At 46.1% G+C, this 25,773-nt stretch carries 22 protein-coding genes; 11 read left to right on the top strand and 11 right to left on the bottom strand.

From position 1 onward, the window contains the following. Positions 1–71: 71 nt before the first annotated feature. From FIV04_RS19100 to gcl, 6 genes are all read right to left on the bottom strand, one after another. Positions 72–1,508, bottom strand: a complete 1,437-nt coding sequence (locus FIV04_RS19100; protein WP_152470122.1) for an amidohydrolase — start codon at positions 1,506–1,508, stop codon at positions 72–74. 285 nt (positions 1,509–1,793) lie between these two features. Beyond that, a complete protein-coding gene (locus FIV04_RS19095) occupies positions 1,794–2,402 on the bottom strand; it encodes a TetR/AcrR family transcriptional regulator (RefSeq protein ID WP_150868421.1) in 609 nt (202 codons plus the stop codon). 134 nt (positions 2,403–2,536) lie between these two features. After that, positions 2,537–3,847 (bottom strand): glycerate kinase, encoded by a 1,311-nt coding sequence (locus tag FIV04_RS19090; protein WP_152470121.1) that lies wholly within the window; start codon positions 3,845–3,847, stop codon positions 2,537–2,539. Between the two features lie 276 nt (positions 3,848–4,123). Next, positions 4,124–5,020 carry a 2-hydroxy-3-oxopropionate reductase gene (locus FIV04_RS19085; RefSeq protein WP_152470120.1) on the bottom strand — a complete coding sequence of 299 codons (897 nt, stop codon included), beginning with the start codon at positions 5,018–5,020 and terminating at the stop codon, positions 4,124–4,126. A 37-nt stretch (positions 5,021–5,057) separates the two neighbouring features. Next, complete coding sequence (gene hyi, locus FIV04_RS19080; RefSeq protein ID WP_032553538.1) at positions 5,058–5,834, bottom strand: hydroxypyruvate isomerase; 777 nt, start codon at positions 5,832–5,834, stop codon at positions 5,058–5,060. An 89-nt stretch (positions 5,835–5,923) separates the two neighbouring features. After that, positions 5,924–7,696, bottom strand: coding sequence for a glyoxylate carboligase (gene gcl, locus FIV04_RS19075; protein WP_152470119.1), 1,773 nt, complete (start codon positions 7,694–7,696; stop codon positions 5,924–5,926). 314 nt (positions 7,697–8,010) lie between these two features. Here gcl and aceB point away from each other — a divergent pair, with 314 nt between their 5' ends. Together aceB and FIV04_RS19065 are read left to right on the top strand one after the other, a co-directional pair. Next, positions 8,011–9,633: a malate synthase A gene (aceB, locus tag FIV04_RS19070; protein ID WP_152470118.1), complete on the top strand. Its 1,623-nt coding sequence runs from the start codon at positions 8,011–8,013 to the stop codon at positions 9,631–9,633. A 92-nt stretch (positions 9,634–9,725) separates the two neighbouring features. After that, the gene (locus FIV04_RS19065) at positions 9,726–10,166 is read left to right on the top strand and encodes a heme-binding protein (RefSeq protein ID WP_032553543.1); all 441 of its coding nucleotides are present in this window, start codon (positions 9,726–9,728) and stop codon (positions 10,164–10,166) included. Positions 10,167–10,334: 168 nt separating this feature from the next. Here the strand turns inward: FIV04_RS19065 and FIV04_RS19060 are convergent, their stop codons facing one another. Beyond that, positions 10,335–10,817, bottom strand: a complete 483-nt coding sequence (locus FIV04_RS19060) for a MarR family winged helix-turn-helix transcriptional regulator (protein ID WP_152470117.1) — start codon at positions 10,815–10,817, stop codon at positions 10,335–10,337. Between the two features lie 125 nt (positions 10,818–10,942). Here FIV04_RS19060 and FIV04_RS19055 point away from each other — a divergent pair, with 125 nt between their 5' ends. The 7 genes from FIV04_RS19055 to FIV04_RS19020 all read left to right on the top strand — a co-directional run bounded on the left by FIV04_RS19055 (position 10,943) and on the right by FIV04_RS19020 (position 18,889). Then, on the top strand, positions 10,943–11,851 hold the full coding sequence (locus FIV04_RS19055; RefSeq protein WP_152470116.1) for a DMT family transporter: 909 nt from the start codon (positions 10,943–10,945) through the stop codon (positions 11,849–11,851). A 134-nt stretch (positions 11,852–11,985) separates the two neighbouring features. Continuing rightward, the gene (locus FIV04_RS19050; RefSeq protein WP_152470115.1) at positions 11,986–12,921 is read left to right on the top strand and encodes a LysR family transcriptional regulator; all 936 of its coding nucleotides are present in this window, start codon (positions 11,986–11,988) and stop codon (positions 12,919–12,921) included. A 179-nt stretch (positions 12,922–13,100) separates the two neighbouring features. Further along, positions 13,101–14,378, top strand: coding sequence for a hypothetical protein (locus FIV04_RS27195; RefSeq protein ID WP_253895451.1), 1,278 nt, complete (start codon positions 13,101–13,103; stop codon positions 14,376–14,378). A gap of 75 nt (positions 14,379–14,453) precedes the next feature. Further along, complete coding sequence (locus FIV04_RS19035; protein ID WP_152470114.1) at positions 14,454–15,107, top strand: hypothetical protein; 654 nt, start codon at positions 14,454–14,456, stop codon at positions 15,105–15,107. 313 nt (positions 15,108–15,420) lie between these two features. Beyond that, positions 15,421–16,338 carry a DMT family transporter gene (locus FIV04_RS19030; RefSeq protein ID WP_152470113.1) on the top strand — a complete coding sequence of 306 codons (918 nt, stop codon included), beginning with the start codon at positions 15,421–15,423 and terminating at the stop codon, positions 16,336–16,338. Positions 16,339–16,613: 275 nt separating this feature from the next. Next, on the top strand, positions 16,614–17,456 hold the full coding sequence (locus FIV04_RS19025) for a helix-turn-helix domain-containing protein (protein WP_152470112.1): 843 nt from the start codon (positions 16,614–16,616) through the stop codon (positions 17,454–17,456). An 86-nt stretch (positions 17,457–17,542) separates the two neighbouring features. After that, positions 17,543–18,889: an MATE family efflux transporter gene (locus FIV04_RS19020; RefSeq protein WP_152470111.1), complete on the top strand. Its 1,347-nt coding sequence runs from the start codon at positions 17,543–17,545 to the stop codon at positions 18,887–18,889. Positions 18,890–18,995: 106 nt separating this feature from the next. On the opposite strand, the gene FIV04_RS19015 is transcribed toward FIV04_RS19020, so the two are convergent. The 3 genes from FIV04_RS19015 to FIV04_RS19005 are packed head-to-tail and all read right to left on the bottom strand — an operon-like array spanning position 18,996 to position 21,541. Beyond that, positions 18,996–20,177, bottom strand: a complete 1,182-nt coding sequence (locus tag FIV04_RS19015; RefSeq protein WP_150897029.1) for an MFS transporter — start codon at positions 20,175–20,177, stop codon at positions 18,996–18,998. After that, a complete protein-coding gene (locus FIV04_RS19010) occupies positions 20,167–21,246 on the bottom strand; it encodes an aminoglycoside phosphotransferase family protein (protein WP_253895450.1) in 1,080 nt (359 codons plus the stop codon). Before FIV04_RS19010 ends, FIV04_RS19015 begins: the two co-directional genes overlap by 11 nt. A 10-nt stretch (positions 21,247–21,256) precedes the next feature. After that, on the bottom strand, positions 21,257–21,541 hold the full coding sequence (locus FIV04_RS19005) for a GNAT family N-acetyltransferase (protein WP_152470109.1): 285 nt from the start codon (positions 21,539–21,541) through the stop codon (positions 21,257–21,259). A 235-nt stretch (positions 21,542–21,776) separates the two neighbouring features. Here FIV04_RS19005 and FIV04_RS19000 point away from each other — a divergent pair, with 235 nt between their 5' ends. Continuing rightward, a complete protein-coding gene (locus FIV04_RS19000) occupies positions 21,777–22,523 on the top strand; it encodes a flagellar brake protein (protein WP_152470108.1) in 747 nt (248 codons plus the stop codon). A gap of 136 nt (positions 22,524–22,659) precedes the next feature. Here FIV04_RS19000 and FIV04_RS18995 read toward each other — a convergent pair whose 3' ends face one another. Beyond that, on the bottom strand, positions 22,660–25,020 hold the full coding sequence (locus tag FIV04_RS18995) for a Lon protease family protein (protein WP_152470107.1): 2,361 nt from the start codon (positions 25,018–25,020) through the stop codon (positions 22,660–22,662). Between the two features lie 258 nt (positions 25,021–25,278). Here FIV04_RS18995 and FIV04_RS18990 point away from each other — a divergent pair, with 258 nt between their 5' ends. After that, entirely contained in the window at positions 25,279–25,773 is a 495-nt protein-coding gene (locus FIV04_RS18990; protein ID WP_032553561.1) for a hypothetical protein, read from the top strand.

Raw genomic sequence — 25,773 nt, 5'->3', positions numbered from 1 at the left:
ACAAGAACTTAATAAAAAGGCCGACATAATGTCGGCCTTGTTTTGTTCAATTTAAGGTTCAGGGTTATGCCCTAATCCATCAAACTCTTTGACTTGATCGCCTTCTTCGCTAACTCCTTTGCAAACTCAGCAATATCAGCTTCGAATTCATCAACGCTTTGACGGATTTCATCCAGTTGTACTGTCTGCATCACGCGGTTTTCCATCACGATTTGACCATTAACGATCGTGGTGTCGATGTTGCTTGGGTTCGCTTGGTAAACCAAGGTCGCGTATGGGTCATAGCTCGGCATCATGTTCGCGGATTGCGTCTCTACAATCACGATATCGGCTTTTTTCCCCACCTCTAGTGAACCAATTTGGTCTTCCATATGCAGAGTTTTTGCACCGCCCAGAGTTGCCATCTCGATCACCTGTTCAGGAATCATGATAGTGCGGTCTGAGTGCTTCAAGCGCTGCATGTTTGCTGCATAACTCAGAGTACGCATGATATCCACTTGGTTAGAGCTCATTGGGCCGTCGGTACCCAAGCCTATTCGCATGTCAGCGCGGTACATATCCCATGCCGGCGCAATTCCCGTCGCTCCTTTAGCATTCGCCATCGGATTGTAAGAGATGCCAGCGTCAGCCTGTTTTAAAAGCCTCTGATCGTTCTCAGACAAATGAATACCGTGAGCAATCACGACACGCTCATCGAGTACGCCGATTTCATCCATGTACTCCACCGGTGAATTGGCTGTGGTTTCATCTTTAATACGCTTTTCTTCATTGGGAAATTCCGCAACGTGAATCAACACTGGCACATCGTATTGAGCCGATAATCTATTGATTTCTTGCAGTTTATCTTTGCTCACTGTGTAGACGGCATGGGGCGCGTAAGCAGGTGTGATCAAATCATCGTTCTTGTACTCCTCGATAAATCCTTTTGCGTAGTCAATGCCTCCATAAGGTTCTTTCGCATCAACCACCGGGAATTTAATCACTGTTTCACCCAAAACAGCTCGTAGACCTACCTCTTTGGTTGCCTTTGCCATTTCATCCATGTGGTAATACATGTCGGCATAGGTTGTAACACCACTTTGCGCTAATTCGATGCTGCCGAGTTTAGTGGCATTGTAGATGAGCTCACGACTTAGTTTTTCCGCTTCGAGAGGAAAGAAGTAGGCAAATAAGCGATTTGAGATCCCCTCTTCTCCCAATCCGCGAAATGCAATCATAGGAAGGTGGTTGTGAGCATTGACCATACCAGGCATGACGATACCATCTTGAGCATCGATTACTTTCTCCGCTCGATACTGGGTCAATAGCTCCTCACTACCAACCGCGATGATCTGGTCGTCTTTCACCACAACAACCCCGTCGTCAATCACGTCCTTAGTCGCGTTAATCGTCAAGACTTGGCCATTGGTAATCATTAAGTCTGCGTTGTAATCGTTCGTCGCTATAGTCGAACCACAGCCAGTTAAAAGAACGGCGCTAATTGTGTAAGCCAAGCTTTTGAGAGTCATGCGTGTACCTTTGAGTTGTGCGTTCATTTATCGGGAGCAGATGCTTCCTTAATAAAGTCAAAGTAGCTTGCCCGTGAGATTTTGCTACTTTCACTTTTGATAGCAAAGACAACCTTGCCATTAAATAAAACGACATACTAAATCGAGTCGAGCCGATACTGAAATCCGTTATTGCACACGAAGTCACAATTATGGAAATACGAGGCGCAATCACTGCAATTGAATATATTGGAACCGATATGAAAAAGACCTGCAATTGCAGGCCTTGTATGAAACTGAAACAGCTTAGCTTTTTACGCCACACCCTTTTATCACCAACTGTGTGATGAATTTAGCTGCGTCTTCGTAATCTTGGTCATCGAGTTGGTCTTTTTTCATCACACTACAAATCTGCCAGCCGAAATCAGCGTAGGTTTGAGTCGCGGCCCAGATAGTGAACATTAGGTGATGTGCAGGCACGTTGTCCATCAGCCCTTGTGCAGACCAAGTAGCAAACTTGTCGATGATCATCTGGGATTGTTTATAAAGCTCATCACCAATCTCTTTTGGTAATACTTTGGCGCCCGACATCACTTCATTGGCAAACACTTTGGAGGCGTGCGGGTGATCACGAGAGATGATTAACTTGGTTTGAATGTACTGAGACAGAGCTTCGACAGGATCATCGAGCTCTTCAATTGGACGAGAGGCTTCCAACAAGGGTTGCGTCACCGACTCCAATACCGCGTTGTAAAGCTTGTCTTTTGAACTGAAGTAATAGAATACGTTAGGCTTTGGAATATCAGCAGCTTTGGCAATATCAACCATTTTGGTCGCGGCATAACCGTGCATCGCGAACTGCTCACACGCAACTTGAATGATTAAGTCTTGGTTCTTCTGCCTGATCTTAGACATATCATATCCCTACAACCGATTGATTTAGCTTTAGTGTCCTATACGATACAAATAACTTTGACCGCCCCTTTATTGTGCATGAGACGGCCAATCGATTGGTTCACATATTTTAATAAATGAGAGGGAGGTTAACTTTAAAGTATCAAAATCGCTCGAAAGTCGTTTACATTGGTCAGTGTCGGCCCCGTTGTTAGTAACACAGCAACCTTGTCAAAGAAGTCATAACTGTTATTCGCATCTAAATAAGTTTCCGCTTTCAAAGACAGTGCCTCACTCTGTTGCCACGTATTCGGCGTTATCCAAGCTCCTGCGTTATCTTCAACCCCATCAATACCGTCGGTGTCCGCCGCCAGTGCGTAGATGTTGTCATGCCCTTTGAGTTCATTGAATAGACTTAGCAAAAACTCACAGTTACGCCCGCCTCGACCATTACCCTTTACGGTTACCGTCGTTTCTCCACCTGAAAGTAATACGCAAGGCGTCTTGAAAGGGTGCTGTCGACTAGCCACTTGTTTCGCCAGCGCAGCATGCACCTTAGCGACTTCCCTCGCTTCGCCCTCAATACAATCACTTAAAATATACGCAGGAACTCCTAACCCTTCAGCTTCCGCAGCGGCAGACTCTAACGCTGACATCGGGGTCGCGATAATATGGTGTTCAGCGCTCTTCCAACATGAGTCGTCAGGTTTGATGGTCTCCGATTCTGGATTGTTGAGCCACTCAAATACTGATGTTGGCATATCTATTCGATAACGCTCTAAGATGGCGAGTGCATCAAAGCGAGTCGTAGTATCTGGAACGGTTGGACCCGATGCAATCACACTGATGTCATCACCGGGTACATCTGAGATAGCCAATGAAACTACTCTTGCAGGGTAGGCCGCTTTGGCAAGACGCCCGCCTTTGATCAGCGATAGGTGTTTACGTACACAGTTCATCTCATCAATTGCTGCGCCAGACTTAAGCAGAGCTTTGTTGATCTGCTGCTTCTCAGCAAGAGTGATATCACCACCGGGTAGACTCAGTAATGCCGAACCTCCGCCTGACAATAAGCAGATCACTGTGTCATCAGCACTTAAGTTCTTGACCAATTTTAGCATTCGCTGGCTCACCTCTAGCCCCATTTCATCGGGTACTGGGTGCGCCGCTTCGATGACTTCAATATGCTCACAAGGTGCGGTATGTTCGTAACGAGTAACCACTAGACCTTCAAGCTCTCGAAGTGCGAGGTCGTACTTTTTCTTATCGCGCCATACAGCTTCTAACTCTGCTGCCATCGACGCAGCCGCTTTACCCGCACCGATCACCACCGTACGTCCAGCCTGATTGGAGGAGCGATAAAAAATAGATTCAGAAAGAAAAGGTTCGATGTGGTTTCGCGGTAGCGCTTCATTAACTGCGCTAGAGAAAAGGGTATGTAAAAACTGTTTAGCATCGATGTCCATCAGCCACTCCTTAGTCGACGGAATAAAAAAAGAACCCTAATACAAGGACACAGGTGCCTGCTAAGAAATAAGTTGGAAAGGAACAACTTCAACCTCTGCCTTATATTAGGAACGCGCATAAAAGGAGACGAAACTACGCGATTTATAAACAAACTGCTTGAGCCTGTGGGGTCGGCCACCCACCCTGGAGAAGTGGTAGCCTAAGTTCGTTACTCTGGTTTCATGAACCATGCATTCAATACCAGAGTAACGAATAGATTTACCCTAGATTGGGTACTATCGGATTGAGTGATCCGAACGTTTTTCAATGGCTTGAATTAGTGCTGAGTGATCCCAACCTTCACCGCCCATATCAGCACACTCACCAAATAGCTGCTGAGCGGTCGCCGTATTCGGTAGTGATACACCCAACTCTTCGGCGCCAGTCAGTGCAAGATTAAGGTCTTTCTGATGAAGCGAGATTCTAAAGCCTGGGTCAAAGGTTCCTTCCACCATGCGCTCACCATGCACTTCCAAAATCTTAGAGTTAGCAAAACCACCCAATAGCGCCTGACGCACGCGAGCAGGATCGGCCCCCGCTTTAGAGGCAAATACCAATGCCTCAGAGACCGCTTCAATGTTTAGCGCTACGATAATTTGGTTAGCGACTTTACACGTTTGGCCTGCGCCATTATCACCCACCAAGGTAATGTTCTTGCCCATCACTTCAAATAGAGGTCGCGCCTTATCAAAAGCAGCCTGCTCACCACCAACCATGATAGTCAGCGTCGCATTGATAGCACCCACTTCGCCCCCTGATACCGGAGCATCAAGATAGGACGCGCCGCCCTCGTTAATACGAGCAGCGATCGCTTTGGTGGCGATAGGCGAGATCGAGCTCATATCAATCACCAACTTTCCAGCCGCACCACCTGCAGTAAGGCCTTGCTCTACGCCGTTATCACCAAACAGAACATCTTCAACTTGAGGTGTGTTTGGCACCATTAGAATGATCACATCGGCCTGCTCTGCCACTTCCGCAGGTGAGTGATAAACCGTTGCACCAGCAGCGACAAGATCAGCAGATGCTGGGTTGAAATGGTCTGAAAGAAGGATTTCGTGGCCAGCTTTTTGAAGGTTGCTCGCCATTGGTTTGCCCATGATACCTGTACCAATAAATGCAATTTTAGACATGTTGTTCTCCTTAACGTTTTATGATAACCAGACACAATTAACGGTACTGGTGCAGCCAACCAAGGCCTTCTGTAGTGGTTGTTTTCGGTTTGTACTCACAGCCAACCCAACCTTGGTAGCCCAGTTCATCTAGGTAGTTGAGCACAAATGGGTAGTTGATCTCCCCCGTTCCCGGCTCATGACGACCTGGATTGTCAGCCAATTGGACGTGAGCTATCTGACCAATGTTCTGCTGCATAGTTGGCGTAAGATCGCCTTCCATAATCTGCATGTGGTAGATGTCGTATTGAATCGAGAGGTTGTCGCTCCCGACTTCTTTAATGATCGCTTTCGCCTGTTCCGTGGTGTTGAGGAAGAAACCCGGAATGTCGCGCGTGTTGATCGCTTCAATCACTAAACTTATTCCTTCAGCCGCCAGTGCGTTTGCCGCATAGTGAAGGTTAATCACGAACGCAGAGTGCGCATCTTGCGGAGTTACCCCTTGCGGCACAATTCCCGCTAAGCAGTTCACCTGTTTGCAACCTAGCGCTTTGGCGTACTCTATTGCTTTCGGCACGCCCGCTTGGAACTCTTCAACTCTTGCTGGGTCAACCGCAATACCGCGATCACCCGCCTCCCAATCACCAGCCGGCAAGTTAAACAGCACCTGTTCTAGGTTGTTCTCAACCAACTTCTGTTTGATCGCTTGCGCATCAAAAGCATATGGGAATAGATATTCGACGCCTTGAAACCCTGCGTCGGCAGCCGCTTCAAAACGATCCATAAAATCCACTTCAGTGAATAACATTGACAAATTAGCCGCAAATTTCGCCATTACTCTGTCCTTCTTATCTGTATTCTTTGGGCACTAAGCCTGTGCCCATTGACGTTCCGTTAAGCGACTATCGGCTTAACGGAAACACATTATTTGTGCGCAAGCGCAGTCGGTGCGTCTTCGCGAGTCTCCGCTAGCGGCTCAAACTCGTTGATGGCATTGATCTCAACACCCATCGAAATGTTGGTCACTCGCTCAAGAATTAATTCAACAACTACTGGCACTTTATGCTTGTTCATAAGCGCTTTAGCTTGTTCAAACGCCGGCGCAATTTGCTCTGGTTCGCGAACTCGAATCGCCTTACAGCCCAAACCTTCTACAACGGCAACATGGTCCACGCCGTAGCCTTCAAGCTCTGGCGCATTCTGGTTATCAAATGCCAGCTGTACACAGTAATCGATATCAAACTGACGTTGAGCCTGACGAATCAGACCTAGGTAAGAGTTGTTCACCAGTACATGGATATAAGGCAGATTAAACTGTGCACCTACCGCCAACTCTTCAATCATGAATTGGAAATCGTAGTCACCGGAGATAGCCACAATGTCACGATTCGGATCGGCAGCTCGAACACCTAAGGCCGCAGGTGTTGTCCAACCTAACGGGCCAGCCTGACCACAGTTGATCCAGTGGCGCGGTTTGTACACGTGTAGGAACTGGGCCGCCGCAATTTGCGAAAGACCTATCGTACTCACGTAACAAGTGTCGCGGCCAAAAGCTTTGTTCATCTCTTCATAAACACGCATTGGCTTCATCGGTGCTTCTTCGAAATTGGTTTTGCGTAGCATGGTGGCCTTACGCTGCTGACATTCCTCCACCCAATCACTTCGATTTGGCAACTTGCCTGCGTCGCGCCACTCTCGAGCGACTTCAACCATCAGCTCTAGTGCAGATTTAGCGTCAGAAACAATGCCTAGATCAGGGCAGAACACTCGACCAATTTGAGTTGGTTCAATATCAACATGCACGAATTTTCGGCCTTCGGTGTACACATCCACAGAGCCGGTATGACGGTTTGCCCAGCGGTTACCAACACCGAATACAAAATCCGAGTTAAGCATGGTTTCATTACCGTAACGGTGGGAGGTTTGTAGCCCTACCATACCGGCCATCAATTCATGGTCGTCTGGAATCGAACCCCAACCCATTAGCGTTGGTATAACAGGAACACCAGTGATCTCAGCAAACTGCTGAAGAAGTTCAGAGGCGCCTGCGTTGATCACGCCGCCACCAGAAACAATCAATGGCTTCTCCGCTTCCGCCATCATGGCGAGTGCTTTCTCGACTTGTTGTCTGGTTGCCGTTGGCTTGTATGGCTCTAGCGGTTCATAAGAATCAATATCGAACTCAATTTCCGCCAACTGAACATCTAACGGCAAATCAATAAGAACTGGACCCGGTCGGCCGGAGCGCATCAAATGAAAGGCTTTTTGAAACGCGCGAGGCACTTGTGCAGGTTCGAGTACCGTCGTCGCCCACTTAGTGACAGGCTGAGCGATCGATTCAATATCTACCGCTTGAAAGTCCTCTTTGTGCAGCCTAGCTCGCGGAGCCTGACCTGTAATACATAAGATAGGAATAGAGTCAGCCGAGGCTGAATATAGACCGGTAATCATATCCGTTCCCGCAGGGCCAGAAGTACCGATACAGACACCAATATTATCCTGATTGGTGCGTGTGTATCCTTCTGCCATATGCGAAGCGCCTTCTACATGACGAGCTAGAACGTGATCAATACCACCAAGCTTTTTCATCGCCGCATACATAGGGTTAATCGCTGCGCCCGGTACACCAAATGCGATGTCTACTCCTTCACGTTTAAGCACTTCAACCGCTGCTTCAATCGCTTTCATAATTGCCATTCGAACCTCCAGTTCAGATTGTATACAATTAAATAAACTTTTGTGTACTATGAGCCATTCTCAGCATTTATCAAGTCCAATCTGAAACATTTTTGTTACATCAAACGCGCGTTTTAAGTGAGCACTAACCCCGAAAAGCTTACAATTCATTGCTTTACATAAAATATCTTTACATAAAAATAAATTGCAAATATCTCGAATGATAATTAAATGTTAAATAGGCTTTGATTGTTTACAGTTTTTGCCATATAAATAAACTTAAAAATGGAATTTTGTATACAAAATGACATCGTATTGTTCAAAGGAGACAGACAATGATGAATGACGTAAAAGAGAGAGAAGAGGCTTTGTGTATGCAGGTACTTGGCAATATGGACAACGCTGAGTACAAAAAGATCCTGTCTAAAGATGCTTTGATCTTCTTAGAAGCACTGGTGAAAAAGTTTGGAGAGCGCCGTCAAAACCTGCTAACTGACCGCGAAGCTAAACAAGCCCAATTCGATGCGGGTGCATTGCCTGATTTCAGAGACGATACGGCAGCGATTCGTGACGACAAAACGTGGAAAGTCGCGACACCGCCACCAGAACTATTAGACCGCCGCGTTGAGATCACCGGTCCTATTGAACGTAAGATGGTCATCAATGCGCTTAACTCCGGCGCTAAAGTTTTCATGTGTTGCTTTGAAGACGCTTCATCTCCGACTTGGGAGAACATGGTCGACGGTCAAATCAACCTTAGAGATGCCAACCTTGGCACTATCAGTTACTACGATGAAAAGAAACAAAAGAACTACCAACTGGTGAATAACCCTGCGCTGTTGATCGCGCGCCCACGTGGTATTCACCTTCCAGAGCAGTCTATCCAGTTTAACAACCAACCGATAGCTGGCTGCTTAATGGATTTCGCTCTCTACTTTTTTCACAACTATCAATCACGTGCAGAGCAAGGCTTAGGTGTTTATTACTACATTCCAAAGCTTGAAAGCATGGAAGAAGCGCAATGGTGGGATGATATCTTCAGCTTCACCGAGCAATATTTCAAAGCACCAAAAGGCACGATTCGAGCAACGGTATTGATAGAAACACTTCCAGCTGTATTCCAAATGGATGAAATTCTTTATGCGATGCGTGACCACATTGTTGCAATGAACTGTGGCCGTTGGGACTACATTTTCAGCTACATCAAAACATTAAAGAACCACCAAGACCGTATTCTGCCAGATCGTCACGGTATCGGTATGGATCAAGAGTTTCTTAACGCCTACAGCCAACTGCTAGTGAGAACCTGTCATGCTCGCGGTGCACTTGCGATGGGCGGCATGTCGGCATTTATTCCAGCGAAAGATCCTGCCGAGATGGAGCGCGTTACCGCCAAGGTTATTGAAGACAAGCAGCGAGAATCTAAAAACGGTCATGACGGGACTTGGGTCGCGCACCCAGCACTGGTTGACCTTGCGATGTCTGAGTTCGACAAACATCTAAATGGTAAGGTCAACCAAATCGACTTCCAAAGCCCACAACATGAGATCAGTGCAGAGCTTCTGCTGAAGCCTTGTGAGGGAACCCGCGACGAAGCAGGCGTGCGTAAGAACATTCGTATCGCTCTCTACTACATCGAAGCATGGATTCAAGGCCATGGTTGCGTGCCAATTTATGGACTGATGGAAGACGCTGCTACGGCTGAGATCTCTAGAGCCAATATTTGGCAATGGATTCACCACGGCGTCACGTTAGACGATGGCCAAACCTTTACTAAAGAACTCTTCCACTCTTGGCTATACCAAGAGCTAGACACCATTAAACAAGAAGTCGGAGAAGCTCGCTATGCTGCAGGTCGATTCGAAGAGACAGCCGATCTCTTCTATCAACTGTCTACAGCAGAAGCGTTCGCCGCCTTCCTAACTTTACCCAGCTATGGGCTACTGCAAGCGTCTTGACCTGACGCTTGGCCAACTTGAACTTGTGTCGCTTTAATCCTTAAACGACTCGGGAACAAGTTGGTTTAAGCCCCTGAAAAACAGGAGATAACATGGGAAGTTTGACTCTACAACAAGCGTTAACCATCATAGATGGAACCTTTAAAGCAGGCAGAAAGATCCATACTGAGCCTCTAACCGTTGCGGTTTTAGACAGCGGCGGCAAACTCATCTCCCTGCAACGTCAGGATGGCTCTAGCATGATGCGACCAGACATCGCCATTGCTAAAGCTTGGGGAGCACTCGCACTCGGCTGCTCTTCCAGAAAACTCGCCCAAGATGCTGATAACAGACCAGCATTTATCTCCGCAGTAAACGTACTCGCACACGGGAACATGGTGCCTGTACCCGGGGGGCTACTCATCAGAGATAAAGATCGAACCGTGCTCGGTGCCATTGGTGTCAGTGGTGATATCTCGGATATCGACGAAAGCTGCGCGATTAATGGAATTGGCTGTGCAGACCTTTACAGCGATGAGATGCTGCAAGCCTAATGGAGTACCGACTTATTGAGTTACCTTTAAACGGGTATCTACAATCAATAAAAAAACCGAAGCACTGAGCTTCGGTTTTTCGTTTTAACTTGGCGGCATTTGTTAAACACCAATATTTAATCAGCTATAAACAGTTAAACGGCCATCAATAGTGAAGTGCCAGAGAGCTTATTCGTATGCACTTAGCCATGTTTTCAGCAGTTGATTGGTATTCTTCTTCTGACTCGCAGTGAGGGTTTTCACCAACTTCTTCTGCATTTCCACATGTTCCGTCATCATTTCATCAATCAGGGTCAGGCCATTTCTTGTGAGCTTAACACTCACGCTGCGACGATCTTCTTTGCTGTGCTCGCGGCTGATAAGCCCTTTGGCTTCTAACTTATCTAGGCGGTTAGTCATTGCACCAGAGGTCAACATCATTGAACCAATCAGCTCTGATGGGGTGAGTCGATAAGGCTTACCAGAGCGTCGTAACGTCGCTAATACATCAAACTCGCCCAGCTTCATATCGTATTGTTTATGAAGGTCGGCAACTTGTGTCTCCATGTATTTGGCGATACGCATTACTCGGCCCATAATCGCCATCGGCTCTGTCTCTAGGTCGGGCTTTTCCTTTGCCCATTGTTCTACCACGCGGTCAATAGCATCCATTTGCAATCACGCTCCGTTATTAGTCTTAGTTGCTTCAAACTAGTTTAACATAAAGATACTTTACAACCACTAGTTATGGGTATACTCTTCACACCAAGAGTTATCTTAACGTAAAGATATTTTAGATGAATATATTATTAGCAATGATCCCCGCCTTCTTCTGGGGTACAACTTATGCAGTGACGCAGTTTACGCTACAGGAGTGGCCACCATTACTACTTGGTGCTCTGCGTGCTTTGCCTGCAGGGTTATTATTGCTTGCCGTGAAACCTACTCTACCTAAAAAAGGCGAGTGGCAGATCATTTTCACACTAGGTTTAATCAATATTGCGACCTTCTTCGGTCTGATCTTTGTTATGGCTCTCACCTTGCCTTCTGCCATTTCAGGCGTGGGTATGATCTCAGTGCCTGTATTCGCAATGATTTTCCATTGGGTTGTTAAAAAGCAGCGCCCTAACCTGATTCAAGCTCTGTCGGGTGTCGGTCTAATTTCACTGGCATGGATGCTGTTCAATCCAAGTCAAATCTCGCTCAGCCCTATCGGGTTAGGTGCTATGTTTGCCGCTATCATGTGTATCATTGTGGGCAGCAGCATTACTAAATCACTCGGCGATCGCATGCATTGGTGGAAAGTACTGACTTGGCAATTGATTCTTGGTGGTGTGATCTTGTCTGTAGCTTCAGCAGTTCACGCTTTCATCGACCCGCAACCTTACGTCAACGCGGTAACCCACTTCGATTCGCGTAACTTTATGGGTCTGCTATGGGTAATTGGTTTGAATACGGCACTGGGTTACGGCATGTACGTTTGGCTTCTGCAGCGTATGTCAGTGGTCGACTTTACCTTTGGTGGTATTGCTAACCCAGTCGCAGGTATCGTAATGGGTATGTTGCTGATGGGTGAGTCATTCACTGCCGCTCAGTACTCGCTAATGACAGGTATGATTGTGATGTCACTACTCCCTCAAGTCATCCTTGCGATTCGACAGCCTAAAACGGTACCCGCACCGAACAAGCCGCTAAAAGCAAGATAACCCCTTCAAACTTAAATAAAACCCGTTTCACACGGGTTTTATTTATTTGGTCTCTTCTCTATACAAAGTTTCAATTTGTCCTACCTGAATCGTCGTCTTATGATTAAAGAGTACACGTGACGTTAGGGGGCAAAATGGCAAAAGACTTATTCGCGAATCTCGATCTCAACCTTCTGAGAACTTTCATCATACTGCACCAAGAGCGTAACATGAGAAAAGCATCAGAGCGCCTTTTTGTCTCTCAACCCGCAGTAAGTAAAGCTCTCCAGCGCCTGCGTGATCATTTTGATGATGAACTGTTCGTTAAAACACATCACGGCTTACGAGCGACTGAACATGCCAATCTGCTCGCAGAAAGTATCTCTCCGATACTGGACGAACTGTCGTGTGCGTTAAACAACAGTAACGAGTTCAACCCCGCAGAACTGCAGGGCATAATTAAAGTTGCACTCTCGCCGTATCTGCTTAGCTCCCTCTCTAGCAAACTTTTTAAAGCGATTCGCGCGCAAGCCCCACATGTGCAGGTTCAGCTTCTTAACTGGTCAGGCACGACCATGACCGACATCATCAATGATGAGGTTCATATTGGCTTGAACTATGAGATCAACCACGCACCCAAAGAGCTACTTCAACAGCGCATTGCACAAGATACGTTTAAAGGTTACGTACGCGAAGACCACCCTTATCAAGGCGATTTCATCGAGGTAAAGGATGGTGTGAATTTCGAGCTGGCCTCTGTTATCGCGGTCGACTGGAACTCGCACCAGTCACTGGCTGAGAAAATACTGAAGATTAAGGGTCACAAGGCCAATATTGGTTTCCGCTCTGAACTGCCGTCTGCAGTAATCGACGTGGTGCGTAACTCCGACATGCTTTTCCCTGCCTCTAAGTTCTTAGAGATTGAACAAAAGACATCACTGAGAGCCATCAACCTGTTGTTCGACAGCAAAGATGTACAACCAACGATGTGCGCCTACTACCACCACAAAAACCGCAATAGTCCAACAACACTGTGGCTGAAAAAGATCCTCGAGAATCTGCTGAACGGCGATTCTCAAAAAATTCAATAATAACCCTGAGTTATCACGCTGTTTCTGCTCTCTCATTAATAACCGAACGTTAAAGCCTCTATTCCATCAAGCGATTAGAGGCTTTTTTGTCCACTCCATATACTTCTCTCATCGGCTAGGAACGCCATTAAAACTGCAAGACGCACCACGAGTTCCTTAACTATTTTGAGAGTAGATCCATGAAACTAAAATTACTGAGTACCCTAATCGCCGCTTCTTTCCTAGCTGGCTGTTCTTCTTCTGGTTCAAGTAGCAACGATGGTGGTCAAGTAACGCCAGCTCCAACAAACCCAGTTGAGATTGCCCCAGAAAATCCTGACAACCCAGAATTTGATGATCCAAGCACTCCAATTGCAAAAGACATCATCGTTATCGACGAACAGCTCCTAATTGATGGTGAAACTGTTGCTTCTATCGATGGCAACGACAGAATCGTCGATGCAGACGGTAATGCACTGGGCCATGTCGAGCGTAACCGCAACGGTCAAGTAAACGAGATCTATGCTCACACCGACACTTACGGCACAGTGAAAGTTGAGCTAAACCCAGCAGTCAACCCAGAAGATCGCATGGTGACTATCACTGGCGAAAATGGTAACAAGCTAGAGATTTTCCGTGGTGACGGCTCTTGGACATTCATCCCTGCAGGTCACCCAGACCTACCAATTTACGATGACGTAGAGAACCCAATTGGTAAAGATATCGCTGTTATTGATGGTGAATTGGTTGTAAATGGTGAAACTGTAGCAAGCATTAATGACCAAGATCGTATTGTGGATGCAGACGGCAACGGGATTGGCCACGTTGAGCGCAACCGTAATGGACAAGTTAACAAGATCTACGTATCAACTAATGTATACGGCGAAGTTAAAATTGAACTGAACCCGGCTGTAAATCCAGAAGACCGCATGATCACGATTACTGGTGAGAATGGCAACAAACTAGAGCTCTTCCGTGGCGACGGCTCTTGGACTTTTATCCCAGCAGGTACACCTGACTTTCCAATCTACGATGACGTAGAGAACCCTATCGGTAAAGACATCGCTGTAATTGATGGTGCGCTAGTTGTTGATGGACAGACAATTGCGAGCATCACGGAAGATGACCATGTTGTAGATGCTAATGGCAATGGCTTAGGTCACGTAGAGCGCAACCGAAACGGTCAAGTCAATAAGATCTACGTTTCAACAGAAGCACATGGTGTAGTGAAAGTAGAACTTAACCCAGCAGTAAACCCACAAGACCGCATGATTACTATCACTGGTGAGAATGGCAACAAACTTGAAATCTTCCGTGGTGATGGTTCTTGGACATTTGTTCCTGCTCCTGATGCAAATTTACCTGAAGTAGAGAGTGCACAGCAAAAAGCAGAACTAAAACAAAAGGTTCAATCGCTTTCTCAAGAGCAACGTCAACAAATCAAACAAGCTGTAAAAGACCGTGTAAGCCGCGGCTAAATGAAACAGTAAACAGAAGCAAAGGAGCCGCTTTATAAGTGGCTCCTTTTTGTTTGAATCTGCGTTGAGAGTGACATGAAACGACTATCTTTGGCTATGCTGGTAACGCTTAGTGTTTCCGCCAATGACCACCAGCTACAACAATTAAGCTATCACGAACCAAGCCTCAGCTTTCAAACCGCCAAAGCTGGCGATACATGGGTCGGCACTGTATCTGGCGTGATTCAAGCGACAGATGCCATCAATATAAATGCAGAGATCGACAGTGAAGGCTACCTAGAGCTTGGAACAGGCTATGGCGTAGTACTCGGCCAGTTCTATACTGAAGCCTTTGTCAGCTATGGTCGTGCAGATCTTATTGATATTTATGACGTTGGACTCTTTGGTGGGACAGCAATATCAGAAAATATCATGTTGTTTGCCAATACCTCGCATGAGTGGCGAAAATTCTCGCTTGCTGATCTTCATAATGCCAATCGCGAATGGAAGAACACCATCGGTACGAGCTATTCACCTTCCGATCACATGAGCTTTTCCTACTCTTTCAGCCATGATCGCCAATTAACGGGAACAAAAAGCTATTACAACAGCCAAGACATCACTTTCACTTTAAAACCTAAGTGGGTAGAGCCTTATGTGAAATACACCTTTGGGCAAAAACGAGTCAGTCCTGGAGATGTGTTTCGCTCTGATGGCAGCGTAGAACTGGGGTTTAACTTAAGGTTCTAGAACCCTGTTGAGATTTGAACCTTTTTACCGTTTCATTTGGTAACTCTCACCCCTTTATTTTCGTATCTTGGATAAAGGGGATTTTTCCATTCAAACACTCAACATACCCTCACAAAGAACAATGACATTACATTAACTTACTTGAGTGAAAATATTTTCCAAAAACAAAGCAATAATAGGAAAAATATTTCACAAAAGTTACAAATTAGAGATAAAAAGGCAAACTTTTTCTCTCGCGAGCTCCTTATACTGTGGCACATCAATTAGGCGGCACAAGCCTATGATTTACAATTATAAGTATTAGGAAGTCACCATGAATTCGAAGTCTTTTACTGTTTTGCTCTTTTTGTCTGTGTGTCTTATTTGGGGCACCACTTGGTTCGCGATGGAAGTTGCTTTGCACTCTATCCCACCAATCTTTGCTACGGCACTGCGTTTCCTTTTGGCGGCACCTCTGCTAGCCGTACTAGCCAAAGTATTCAACCAGCCTTTGCTGTTTCCAAAAGGCAAGCGTCAATGGATCTTAATTGTCGCTCTGATGTACTTTGCAATTCCGTTTACCCTAATGATCTATGGTGAGCAGTACATCTCTTCAGGTCTCGCTTCCATTATCTTTGCCAACATGCCTGTCGCCGTGATGTTGATGTCGGGTCTGTTCCTAGGTTTGCGCCTTGCTAAGCACCAGATTTTTGGTCTTATCACAGCCGTAATCAGCCTATGTCTAATCCTAGGGAATGAGATGCAAATGGGCGGTGAAGACTACCTAATTGGTACTGTATCTCTTGGTCTAGCGGTTGCGATTCACTCAGTCATGTACGTATTGGTTCAGAAGCATTGTAAAGACATTGAAGTACTGACTTACAACGCAGTACCAAGCTTCATCGCTGCTATTTTCTTATTCGTAGTGTCTGCTGTTGGCGAAAACGTCGATGTGTCAGCATTTACTTGGGACTCAATCTCTGCCGTTGTCTACTTAGGTTTTGTAGCAAGTGTCGGTGGCATTGTGGCTTACTTCAAACTGGGGCAAGTGTCGACACCGTTCCAAGCTTCAATCTGTTTCCTAATTTTCCCAGTGGTTGCGCTACTGATCTCTTGCTACGTCAATGGTGAAATGCTGTCTGAGCAATCTCTGGTTATGATGATTCCTCTGCTTGGTGGTATCTTGCTGACCAAGGCACCAAAGAGTATCTTCAAACTTCGCTCTTCACTGAATACAGTGAGCAATAACTAAGCGAACCTCTAAACAACGCAGCAACAAAATGTGAAAACCCTAGATGCCTTGATAAGCTTCTAGGGTTTTATTTTTGGTTGAATTTTCTCAATGGAACTCTTCAAAGACTCGCTTCAGATCGCCGAACTGCTTTCCTCAACATTCCATTCGCTCAGTCCAAAAACAGCCTCAAGACTTAGCGAGTACATGACTTAAAAATCACAATCGACTACATTAGAATCCATAATATCCATAATATCCACCGACTTGCCCTAGCCTTTCAACCAAGGAACGTCATGAAAAATCCCATAAAGCACATGCGGCTTGTTAAAGGTCAACCGTGTCGTGTTACCGAGCTAACGAAAAGTGATGAAGCTTTCCTTGAGCCTCACCGGCACGAGTATTGGGAGCTTGTTTGGTGTGTCGATGGCTTGGGCAGTCAGAGCATTGATTTCGTCGATTACGACAATAAGGTCGGGCGTATATTTACCATCGCTCCCGGTCAAGTGCACCGCTCGGAATCCGTTGGGGAACATGCTCGTATGCTGCTTTTTACTCCCGGCTTTGTAGAAACCAATCACCGCAGTACGCAATTGGTGGATAGTGTTTTCGCCATGCACCACAGTCGTCCTCCCTATCTTGATTGCGATGAAGAAGGAAACCGCTACCTACTTCCTATCTTCAATATGCTGAAAGAAGAGTGTGAGCGTGAAGATTGCGATTGGGACTTAGTGGAATCTCTCATCAATAGCTTTTTGCGCTACATATTACGATTTGCTACTCAATCATCATTGAAGGGCGAGGTGCGTGACACCCGAGTGAACAAGGTGATCGATCTGATTGAGCAGAATTACACGTCACACAAAACCTGCGAGTTTTATGCTCAAGCCTTGTCGATAACCAACAAGCGCATAAACGAAATCGTTAAGGCAGAGCGCGGGAAAACAGTCACTCAATTAATTCACGACCGAATCATATTAGAGGCGAACCGTGAACTGATCTTTTCAACCAAAACAATTAAGACCATTGCCTTTGAACTCGGCTATGAAGATCCCGCTTATTTCAGCCGCTTTTATCGTGGACAAATGAATGAGTCGCCTGCAGAATTTCGAACCCGATGTGCAGATAGTGCAACATAATACGCAGATAATCCCTTTTTCACGTCTAATTAAGTTCCGATAATGCTCGTTTATTGTTAACACCCTTTTGTCGCGAGCTTTTTTTAATGGCCATCAATTTAAAAACTGATCCAGTCTCTAAATCCTTTTATCAATACCTTTGGCCGGCATTAACTGGCATGGTGATCAAGTCTCTATTCATCATGGGGGACGCTTGGTTCGTCGGACAGGGCGTGGGCGCTGACGGCTTAGGTGCCATAGCTTTAACCATTCCTGCTTTCTCTATATTTACCGCTATCGCCATGATGGTCGGTATTGGCGGTGCCGCTTTAATGTCGATTGAAGTCGGCAAGGGCAATCTCAAATCAGGACAAACCCTGTTTAATCAGTCTATGCTGATCACAGCAGTCTTTAGTACCGTCACAGTGAGCACCGCTCTCTATTGGTTGGATGAAATTATTGCGCTGATGGGCGCTTCTGGTTACATGGCGGAACTGACTCATGACTACCTATCAGTAATGCTGCAATTCTTTGTGTTGTATTCACTCGCATGGGTCATGTCCTGTTTTGTCCGTAATGATACCAACCCAAAACTCGCCACCTATGCGATGTCGATTGGTGCGATAGTGAACCTCGTCTTAGACTATTTCTTCGTCTTAGAATGGGGCTGGGGCATGAAAGGGGCGGCCTACGGCACTGCGATCGCACAAGGTGTTATCGCTTGTATCCTACTGACCCATTTTGTGCGTAAACAAGGCACCTTAAATCTGAGCCTAACAGGGATTGGCTTTAATAAATTGCCTAGTATCCTCAAAATAGGTACGCCTACCTTCTTCATTGAAGTGACGGCTGCAATGACCATTTTGTTGTTCAACTATGTGTTATTGGATCAGTTTGGCGAGAGTCATATTATCGCCTACGGTTTAACTGCCAACATTGGAGTCTTTGCGCTGTTTGTGATGGTCGGTATCGCTCAAGCATGTCAGCCAATCATCAGCTTTAATCACGGCGCCAACCAACCCAAACGAATAGACGATATTTTCATGTTGGGTCTAAAGAGTGCTGTAGGCAGTGGCTTAGCTTTTATGCTCATCGTTTTCCTATTCGCTCCAGAAATCGCAGCGCTTTACCTAGGAGAGTCCAGTGACTTGATTGAGCTGTCAGCAACGGCTTTAACCTTTTTCTTCTTTGGTGTGCCACTAATGGGCATCAACTTAGTGATTGCAAACCTATTCCAAGCAACCGCGCAACCAAAACAAGCCACTTTGATATCGCTTGGACGTGGTTTTGTGTTCGTTGCAATAGGCATTCTGGTGTTACCTAAGTTATTTCCCGAGCAAGGGATCTGGGCGAGTATTTTGTTTGCAGAAACCCTGACAGCGGTCTGCAGTTTCAGTATGTTACGCAGCTACAAAAAGCGCTTCTCAAACTCACTAAAAGAGCAATTAATATAAACAATCAATTAAGGTGAACGCCTTTAATTCATGGCAAATACAAAAAAGCTCCAATGGCGACATTGGAGCTTTTGTTTTATTCAAACTTCATCAAAGCAATCTATTGCTATCGCCAGCTAAAGTAACGTACCTCATTACCATCTTCCGGAATCTTAGGAATGTTCAGAGACAGTAGCAAAGAGACACCCGCCATCGCAGCACCAATAAAGAAAACAGTTGCTGGAGAAGCTAGCCAGATAACACCGAATACCACCGGGATAACAACGGCTGCGATGTGGTTGATAGTGAAAGAAACCCCTGCCGTTGAAGCCATATCTGCTGGATCTGCGATCTTCTGGAAGTAGGTTTTAATCGCCAATGCCAATGCAAAGAACAGATGATCAATCACGTACAGCGCAGCAGCCCACTCAGCGCTCTGCACCAAGCCATAGCCGACGAACACGCCAATCAAGCCAACATATTCAAACATCAGGGCTTTGCGCTCACCAACGACTCCGATGAACTTACCAATACGTTTTGCAAATAAGAAGTTGAATAGATAGTTAATCAAGAACAGTAGCGTCACATCGGCTGCAGAATAGCCAAACTTCTCTACCATCAAGAACCCAGCAAATACAGTGAAGATCTGTCGACGAGCTCCGCTCATAAAAGTCAGTGCATAGTAGAGCCAGTAGCGCTTACGCAGTACCAACTTTTTGTTCTGCTGAGTCTCAGTTTTAAATTCAGGAAAACCAAAGGTCATTACCAATACGAGTAAGAAGCCTATCCCACCGGTAATGCCGTAAACCCATACAAAATCGAGCTTCAGTTGCTCCAGCATCACCCAAATTGAGCCGTAGGTAACAAGAGAAGCCAGCGCACCGACTGAGATCATCTTACCCAGCATCTCTGGCGCTTCTTCTTTACTCAGCCATTGCAGTGATAGCGATTGCTTCAGTGTTTCAAAGTAGTGAAAGCCCGTCGACATTAAAATCGTTGTTAGCAGAAGCCCCGTCAATGTTGGAAACAATCCCGTGATTGCGGTGCCTACTGTCAGCATTGCCAGTGAGACCAACATGAATCGCTGCTCGCGAATAAAGGCCAACACAAACACAACCGTAAACGCAAGAAAGCCTGGGATTTCACGCACACTCTGAAGTAACCCAATATCGGCACCGTCGAAGTTAGCTCGCTCAACAACAAAGTTGTTCAACAACGCCATCCAGCTAGAAAACGCGATCGGGACAATAATCGAAATCAGCAATAAAAAGTTCTGCGGCGTCTTCCAACTTGCAGTTTTATCGAACATCAACAAACTCCTGTTCGTTCATCTCACTGAGTGCTTTTTTCGTTAGCTGCTCAGTATATGGGTTAATCTTCCAGTGATTTGGGCTCCAACCCTTAACGAAGCGTTGAAAATCGGCCCATGCGGTTGCAAACATAGGGCGCCAAGCCGCTTCGACTTGCACTGCATTTAATTGTGGCTGATAGAGTGCCAATGCGTGAGTAAGCTGCTCAAAATAGACATTTAACACCTCGATCTCTAGCTCTGCACAATCTCTTGGCCTAATCGCACTGCTCATAAACAGCGCCACATCTTTCATGGCACAGCCAAGCCCTACATATTGAAAATCGACTGCTGCCGCATTTTTATTTTCAACATCAAAACAGAAGTTGGCTAGCTTGGCGTCACCATGCACTAATGTTGGGTAAGGGCACTCTTTCAACTTATGATCAATCTTCTCAGCGTTTCTCTTGAGAGCTTGATCAACCAATACACTCAGTTCATCCGGTCGCGTTGCTAAATGCCAATAGGTGCCAGTTTCCCACAAACTCGATACATCACTCGGGTTTATGTTGATATGTTTCGCGTGGAAATGCGCAAGCCAGCGCAAACAAGCATTGCGCTGCTGCACCTCTTCAAGACTGTAACCCTCGACTTCACTCGCTAGTACATCAAAGTTGGATATGTTTGGGAAGCCGAGCGTCTTGAGGTCTTGCATAACAATCAGCCACTCACCCTCAGTTTGTTGACATTGCAAACCAACAGGAACAGGGCAATGTGGATCATATTCTTGAGTAAACCCTTGATACCAAGAGGTTTCAACCTGATATGACTTTACTTTTCTCTGGTGTGAAAGCTGAGTATTCCATCCCTTAGGATGTTCGGTTTTATCCGGCAGTGCGACATGTTTGACGATAACACTGGCTACCTCCGTTGCATCTGGGAAGTGCAAGCGAACTAGCTCTCCGTAGCCTCCCCATAAGCGCTGAATCACTTCGACTTGGTGGCGCTCAGAACCATGAATAGAGTGGGCAATAGCATTGTACAATCGTGTTGTAGAATCTGTGGTTGAATCTGTGGTTGAACAAGACATACTTTTCTCGTTATGCCTCATCCGCAAGTAGATGAGACCACTGTTTTTGCCTTGCCATGTAGTGCACAACATAACTGCAGACAGGGACAATTTTAAAGCCCGCCTTTTCGATCTCTGGAAGTACCGCTTCCATCATCACTTTGCCCATGCCCTGCCCTTGTAGCTCATCCGGAACGCGAGTTGAGGTAATGTGAAGCACCTGTCCTTGTTGCTGGTATTTCACCACAGCATACTGTTCGGGAGCTAGCTCTACCGTTATTTTTTGGGCTTCCTGATCCCATTTTATTGCCTGCATTCTCAACTCCTATAAATATTCGACATGCTAAACGATAAACAATTGAAGTCTTGGATTGATGTTAATAGACTAACGCACGTGCATATAAATAAAACGATGTAGTGGGAATTACAAATAAATCTGAAATGGACACAGCCACACCAGATTCAATATCCAATCACCTCACTTACCTAAATCTAGCACGTAAGAACCGTCTATTGTCAGACAACGCATGTTGGCGCATGGAGAAAACACAATGAACGCACCACTAAAGAGACCTGTGGAGCCGAACCAATCACTGCAAGATCCGCGAAATCGCACCGTATCAACCATCAACAGCACGGATGCGTTGGCGATGATTGAGCACGGCAGTGAACTGACTCTCAACATAACTACCCCAGTTGGCAGTAAATTCTTAGCCACCACCAAATTCATTGGCACCCACAGTGAAAACTGCATCTTGATTGAAGTTCCTGAAGTCTCATCAGACGATCTTGGCTTTTTCTTTCAAGAGGGCTTCTGGATGACCGTTCGCGCATACTCTCTTCGAGGTGAAGGCGCACTGATCCACTTTAGAAGTCAGATTCACCACAACATCGGTGAACCCTTCCCACTACTGATCTTGTCAACGCCAAGTACTATGCAGGTAACACAACTGCGTAAAGAGACTCGTTATGAGGTCAACCTAGCTGGTAAGATCAATATCAATGATCAACGCACTGATTGTGAAATCCGCGACCTTTCAAAGAGTGGGTGTCGATTTGTCACGTCACCGACCTCAAGAAACCTTCAGGTAGCTGAGCGTGTTTCGATTGAGATCTCGCCAGACAACTACAATGGTCCTTTACTACCGCCATTGAAAGGGGTGATCTGTAACCTTCAAAAATCAACCCACTATGCCCGATATGGTGTCGAATTTGACGAGGTTGGACGCGCTAATGCACGCAACCTGCTGAGCAAACTGAAGTTTGATGGGACGAAATTACGCCTAAGACAAGGCTAAGCTCTCAAAGCACCAATCTTCCAAGTGCCAAGCTTCCAAACGTATACCTAAATAAAAACAGCCATCGTATTTGATGGCTGTTTTCGTTAAGGACGATGACACAAGCTAGACTAACCTTTTGCTTGTATCTATCTCGCTATTTTCTCAGCGCATTGAGTTTCGCTTGAGCAATACCAAAGATGGTATCAATCGGATAGCTACCTTCGTCACTTGGCTCACCTGCAGGTTTACCCGTAAACAGCTCGATCGCTTCAGTCACATGCTCAATAGCCCAGATGTTAAACTCACATTTCTCTACCGCCTTCACGATATCGCTACGTAGCATCAGATTGTGAACGTTAGAACGCGGAATAATGACGCCTTGGGTATTACTGCGCCCTTTGATTTCACACACATCGAAGAAGCCTTCGATTTTCTCGTTCACGCCACCAATAGGCTGCGATTCACCAAACTGGTTCATCGAGCCCGTAATCGCGATGTCTTGACGGTTAGGTTGTTTTGAGAAAGCAGACACAACGGCACAGAACTCGGCCATACTCGCACTGTCTCCATCAACCCCGCCATACGACTGCTCGAAGGTGATGTTGGTGGTTAGTGGCACTTTTGCGGTTTTACCAAACACAGAAGAGAGGTAAGCCGACAAGATCATCACCCCTTTCGAGTGGATGCTGCCACCAAGATCAACGTTTCGCTCAATATCGATCACCTCGCCATCACCGTAAGCAGTCGTCGCTGTGATGCGGTTTGGCGCGCCGAACATGTGGTCGGTCGTACTCAGCACCGACAACGCATTAACTTGTCCGACGGCTTCTCCTTCAACACGCATCAGAGTGGTGCCATTGGTGAAGGTCTCCATGACGCTGTCTTGCAATCGACCTACACGCAGCTGCTGATTTGCCAATGCTTGTTCAACGTGACCTGCACGAATCAGATTCGAGTTTGAGCCTTTGGCTACATAGTTGGACTCACGCAACAGATTCGCGATATGAGCCGAGTGTAGAGACAGCTTGCTCTGATCACCGGCCTGACGTGAGCTGTGTTCAATGATGCGAGCAATCGCTTTGCGGTCACAATGCAGCATGCCGTTGTCATGAACAATACTCGAAATGAAGCGTGCATAATGCAGTTCTGAATCCGCGGTGCGTTTCATTTCATCTTCGAAATCAGCGGTCACGCGGAATAACTCACCAAACTCCGCATCGTAATGCTGAAGCAGTTGGTAAGTGCGGTAATCACCGAACAGAATGATCTTCACATCCAATGGGATTGGCTCAGGATCAAGCGAAACCGCACCTGTTAAGGTGACCTCTTTCTCTAGCGAAGTCAGGCTCAACTGACGAGAACGAAGCGCACGCTTGAGACCATCCCAAACATAAGGCTGCTCCAGCACCTTCACCGCATCCATCAGCAACACACCACCATTCGCACGATGTAAGCTACCAGCACGAATCAAAGAGAAATCCGTAAATACCGTCCCCTTGAACGTCGCCGTTTCAACATAACCAAACAACGAGTGGTAGTTTGGGTTGTCTTCGACAACAATTGGCAGTTGCTGCTCTTTCTGGCTGACCAGTACGTTGACTTTGTAGCGACGAGGTAGCTTTTTATCTAAAGAAGCTGTGGCGATCTCAGCCTGCTCATTGCTCTCTTCTAGGAAGATTTCCGCATTCTCGACGATGTCTTTGCGCAGTGCCGTGAGGTACTTTTTGATCTCTGGATACTTGCTGTAATCCTGCTTCAACTGTTTGATAAAGTGAGTGATTACATCACGAGTGGTGTCGTCATTAAGTTTCTGGATCTTCTCAGTGTAGGTCTCCTCTAGCTCAGTGAGCTCTCTAGAGATGGTGCGCAACCCTACTTCGAGTGCATCAATACTCTTGTCGAACTGTTCTTGCTCTTCAACAGAGAGTTGGTCGAAGGTCTCCTCCGTGTGCAGCTCTTCACCGTTCATCGCCACAAACTGATAATCACCTTTCGAGGTAATAGTCAGGTTAATACCCTTCTCTTTCGCTTCTAGACTGATCGCCTCAAGTGCCACCTGCTGTTTGCTTGCAAGTTGGTTCTTCAGCGTATCTGCGCGGCCAAAGTACATCTCGTTATCAAACGCCAACGGCATCGCTTTTAGGAGCTTACGCATCAGCTTTTCGATGTCTTGCTTCAGGCTAGTGCCCACACCGCTCGGTAACTTGAGTACTTTTGGGGTACGAATATCGTCGAAGTTCGCGACATAACACCAGTCGAACAGCTGGTCAGGCTCTTGTGGGTGACGATTAAGGTAACGCAAGATCATGGTGCGCTTACCAAGGCCATTGCGGCCAATCGCATAAATGTTGTAACCCTTTTCCTTGATCGACATAGCGAACTCGACCGCTTTCTGCGCGCGTTCTTGTCCAACTATCTCATCAATGGGAGCCAGTTCCTTGGTCGACTTACAAGGCAACTTTTCAAGTTCAGCTACCTGATACAGTTGCTCTGAGTTGAGTCTTTGAATCGCCATCGCCGCCTCCTTAATCCTTTTCTTATGGGTATAGTTCAAATAAGTGTAGATGTAATTTCTTCTAAATTTAGTGACTTACGCTACATCACGGTTCAACTGAACAAATAACGAACGATTTCGTTGTAAATCAATGAAACTAACAGGAATCAGTGACACTAAAATGATTTAACATTTGAAACAAAACCAAATGGTTTTTGTTTGCATTTGATAATAAATATCATTAACATTCTTTGGTCTTATAATTTAGAGGCTGAGAAGATGGATTTAGAACGATGCTGGATGCACTACCTTAAAGCGGAACAACTCATGGAGCAGGGCCATTGGCCAGAAGCTCAACGTCTGTACGGCGATGTTCTGAGTTCGCTTCCACACCATATTCAAAATGCCGCTTTCCAAAACGATGTCAAACCTTGTCAGTTCGCTTGTTTACTGACAGGACTGCGCGACGCCAGTATTTCTCAAGCAGAAATCCTCAATAAGCTGGGTCAGCAGCAAGATGCCTTTGACACATTGAATCAAACTTACGCCTTGATGCAGTTCATTTCTTTAGAAGATAACTCTCTGATCAAGCGTACTCATTCGCTACTGGAACAGCAGAGCGAAGAACTCCTCAGACATTTGATCGCTTTTTGCAGCGCACAACGCAACGCTCACTGGATGCTAGAGCTAGAGCAACTTCAAAGAGCGCATCACTACTTTGGACAATTGAAGTCGACCCACGACACCTACCCATCACCTAATGTCTTAAACTGA

This window comes from Vibrio sp. THAF190c (assembly GCF_009363355.1).
In the GTDB taxonomy this organism is placed as follows: Bacteria; Pseudomonadota; Gammaproteobacteria; order Enterobacterales; family Vibrionaceae; genus Vibrio; species Vibrio fortis_A.
This window is presented reverse-complemented; position numbering and strand designations above follow the sequence as displayed.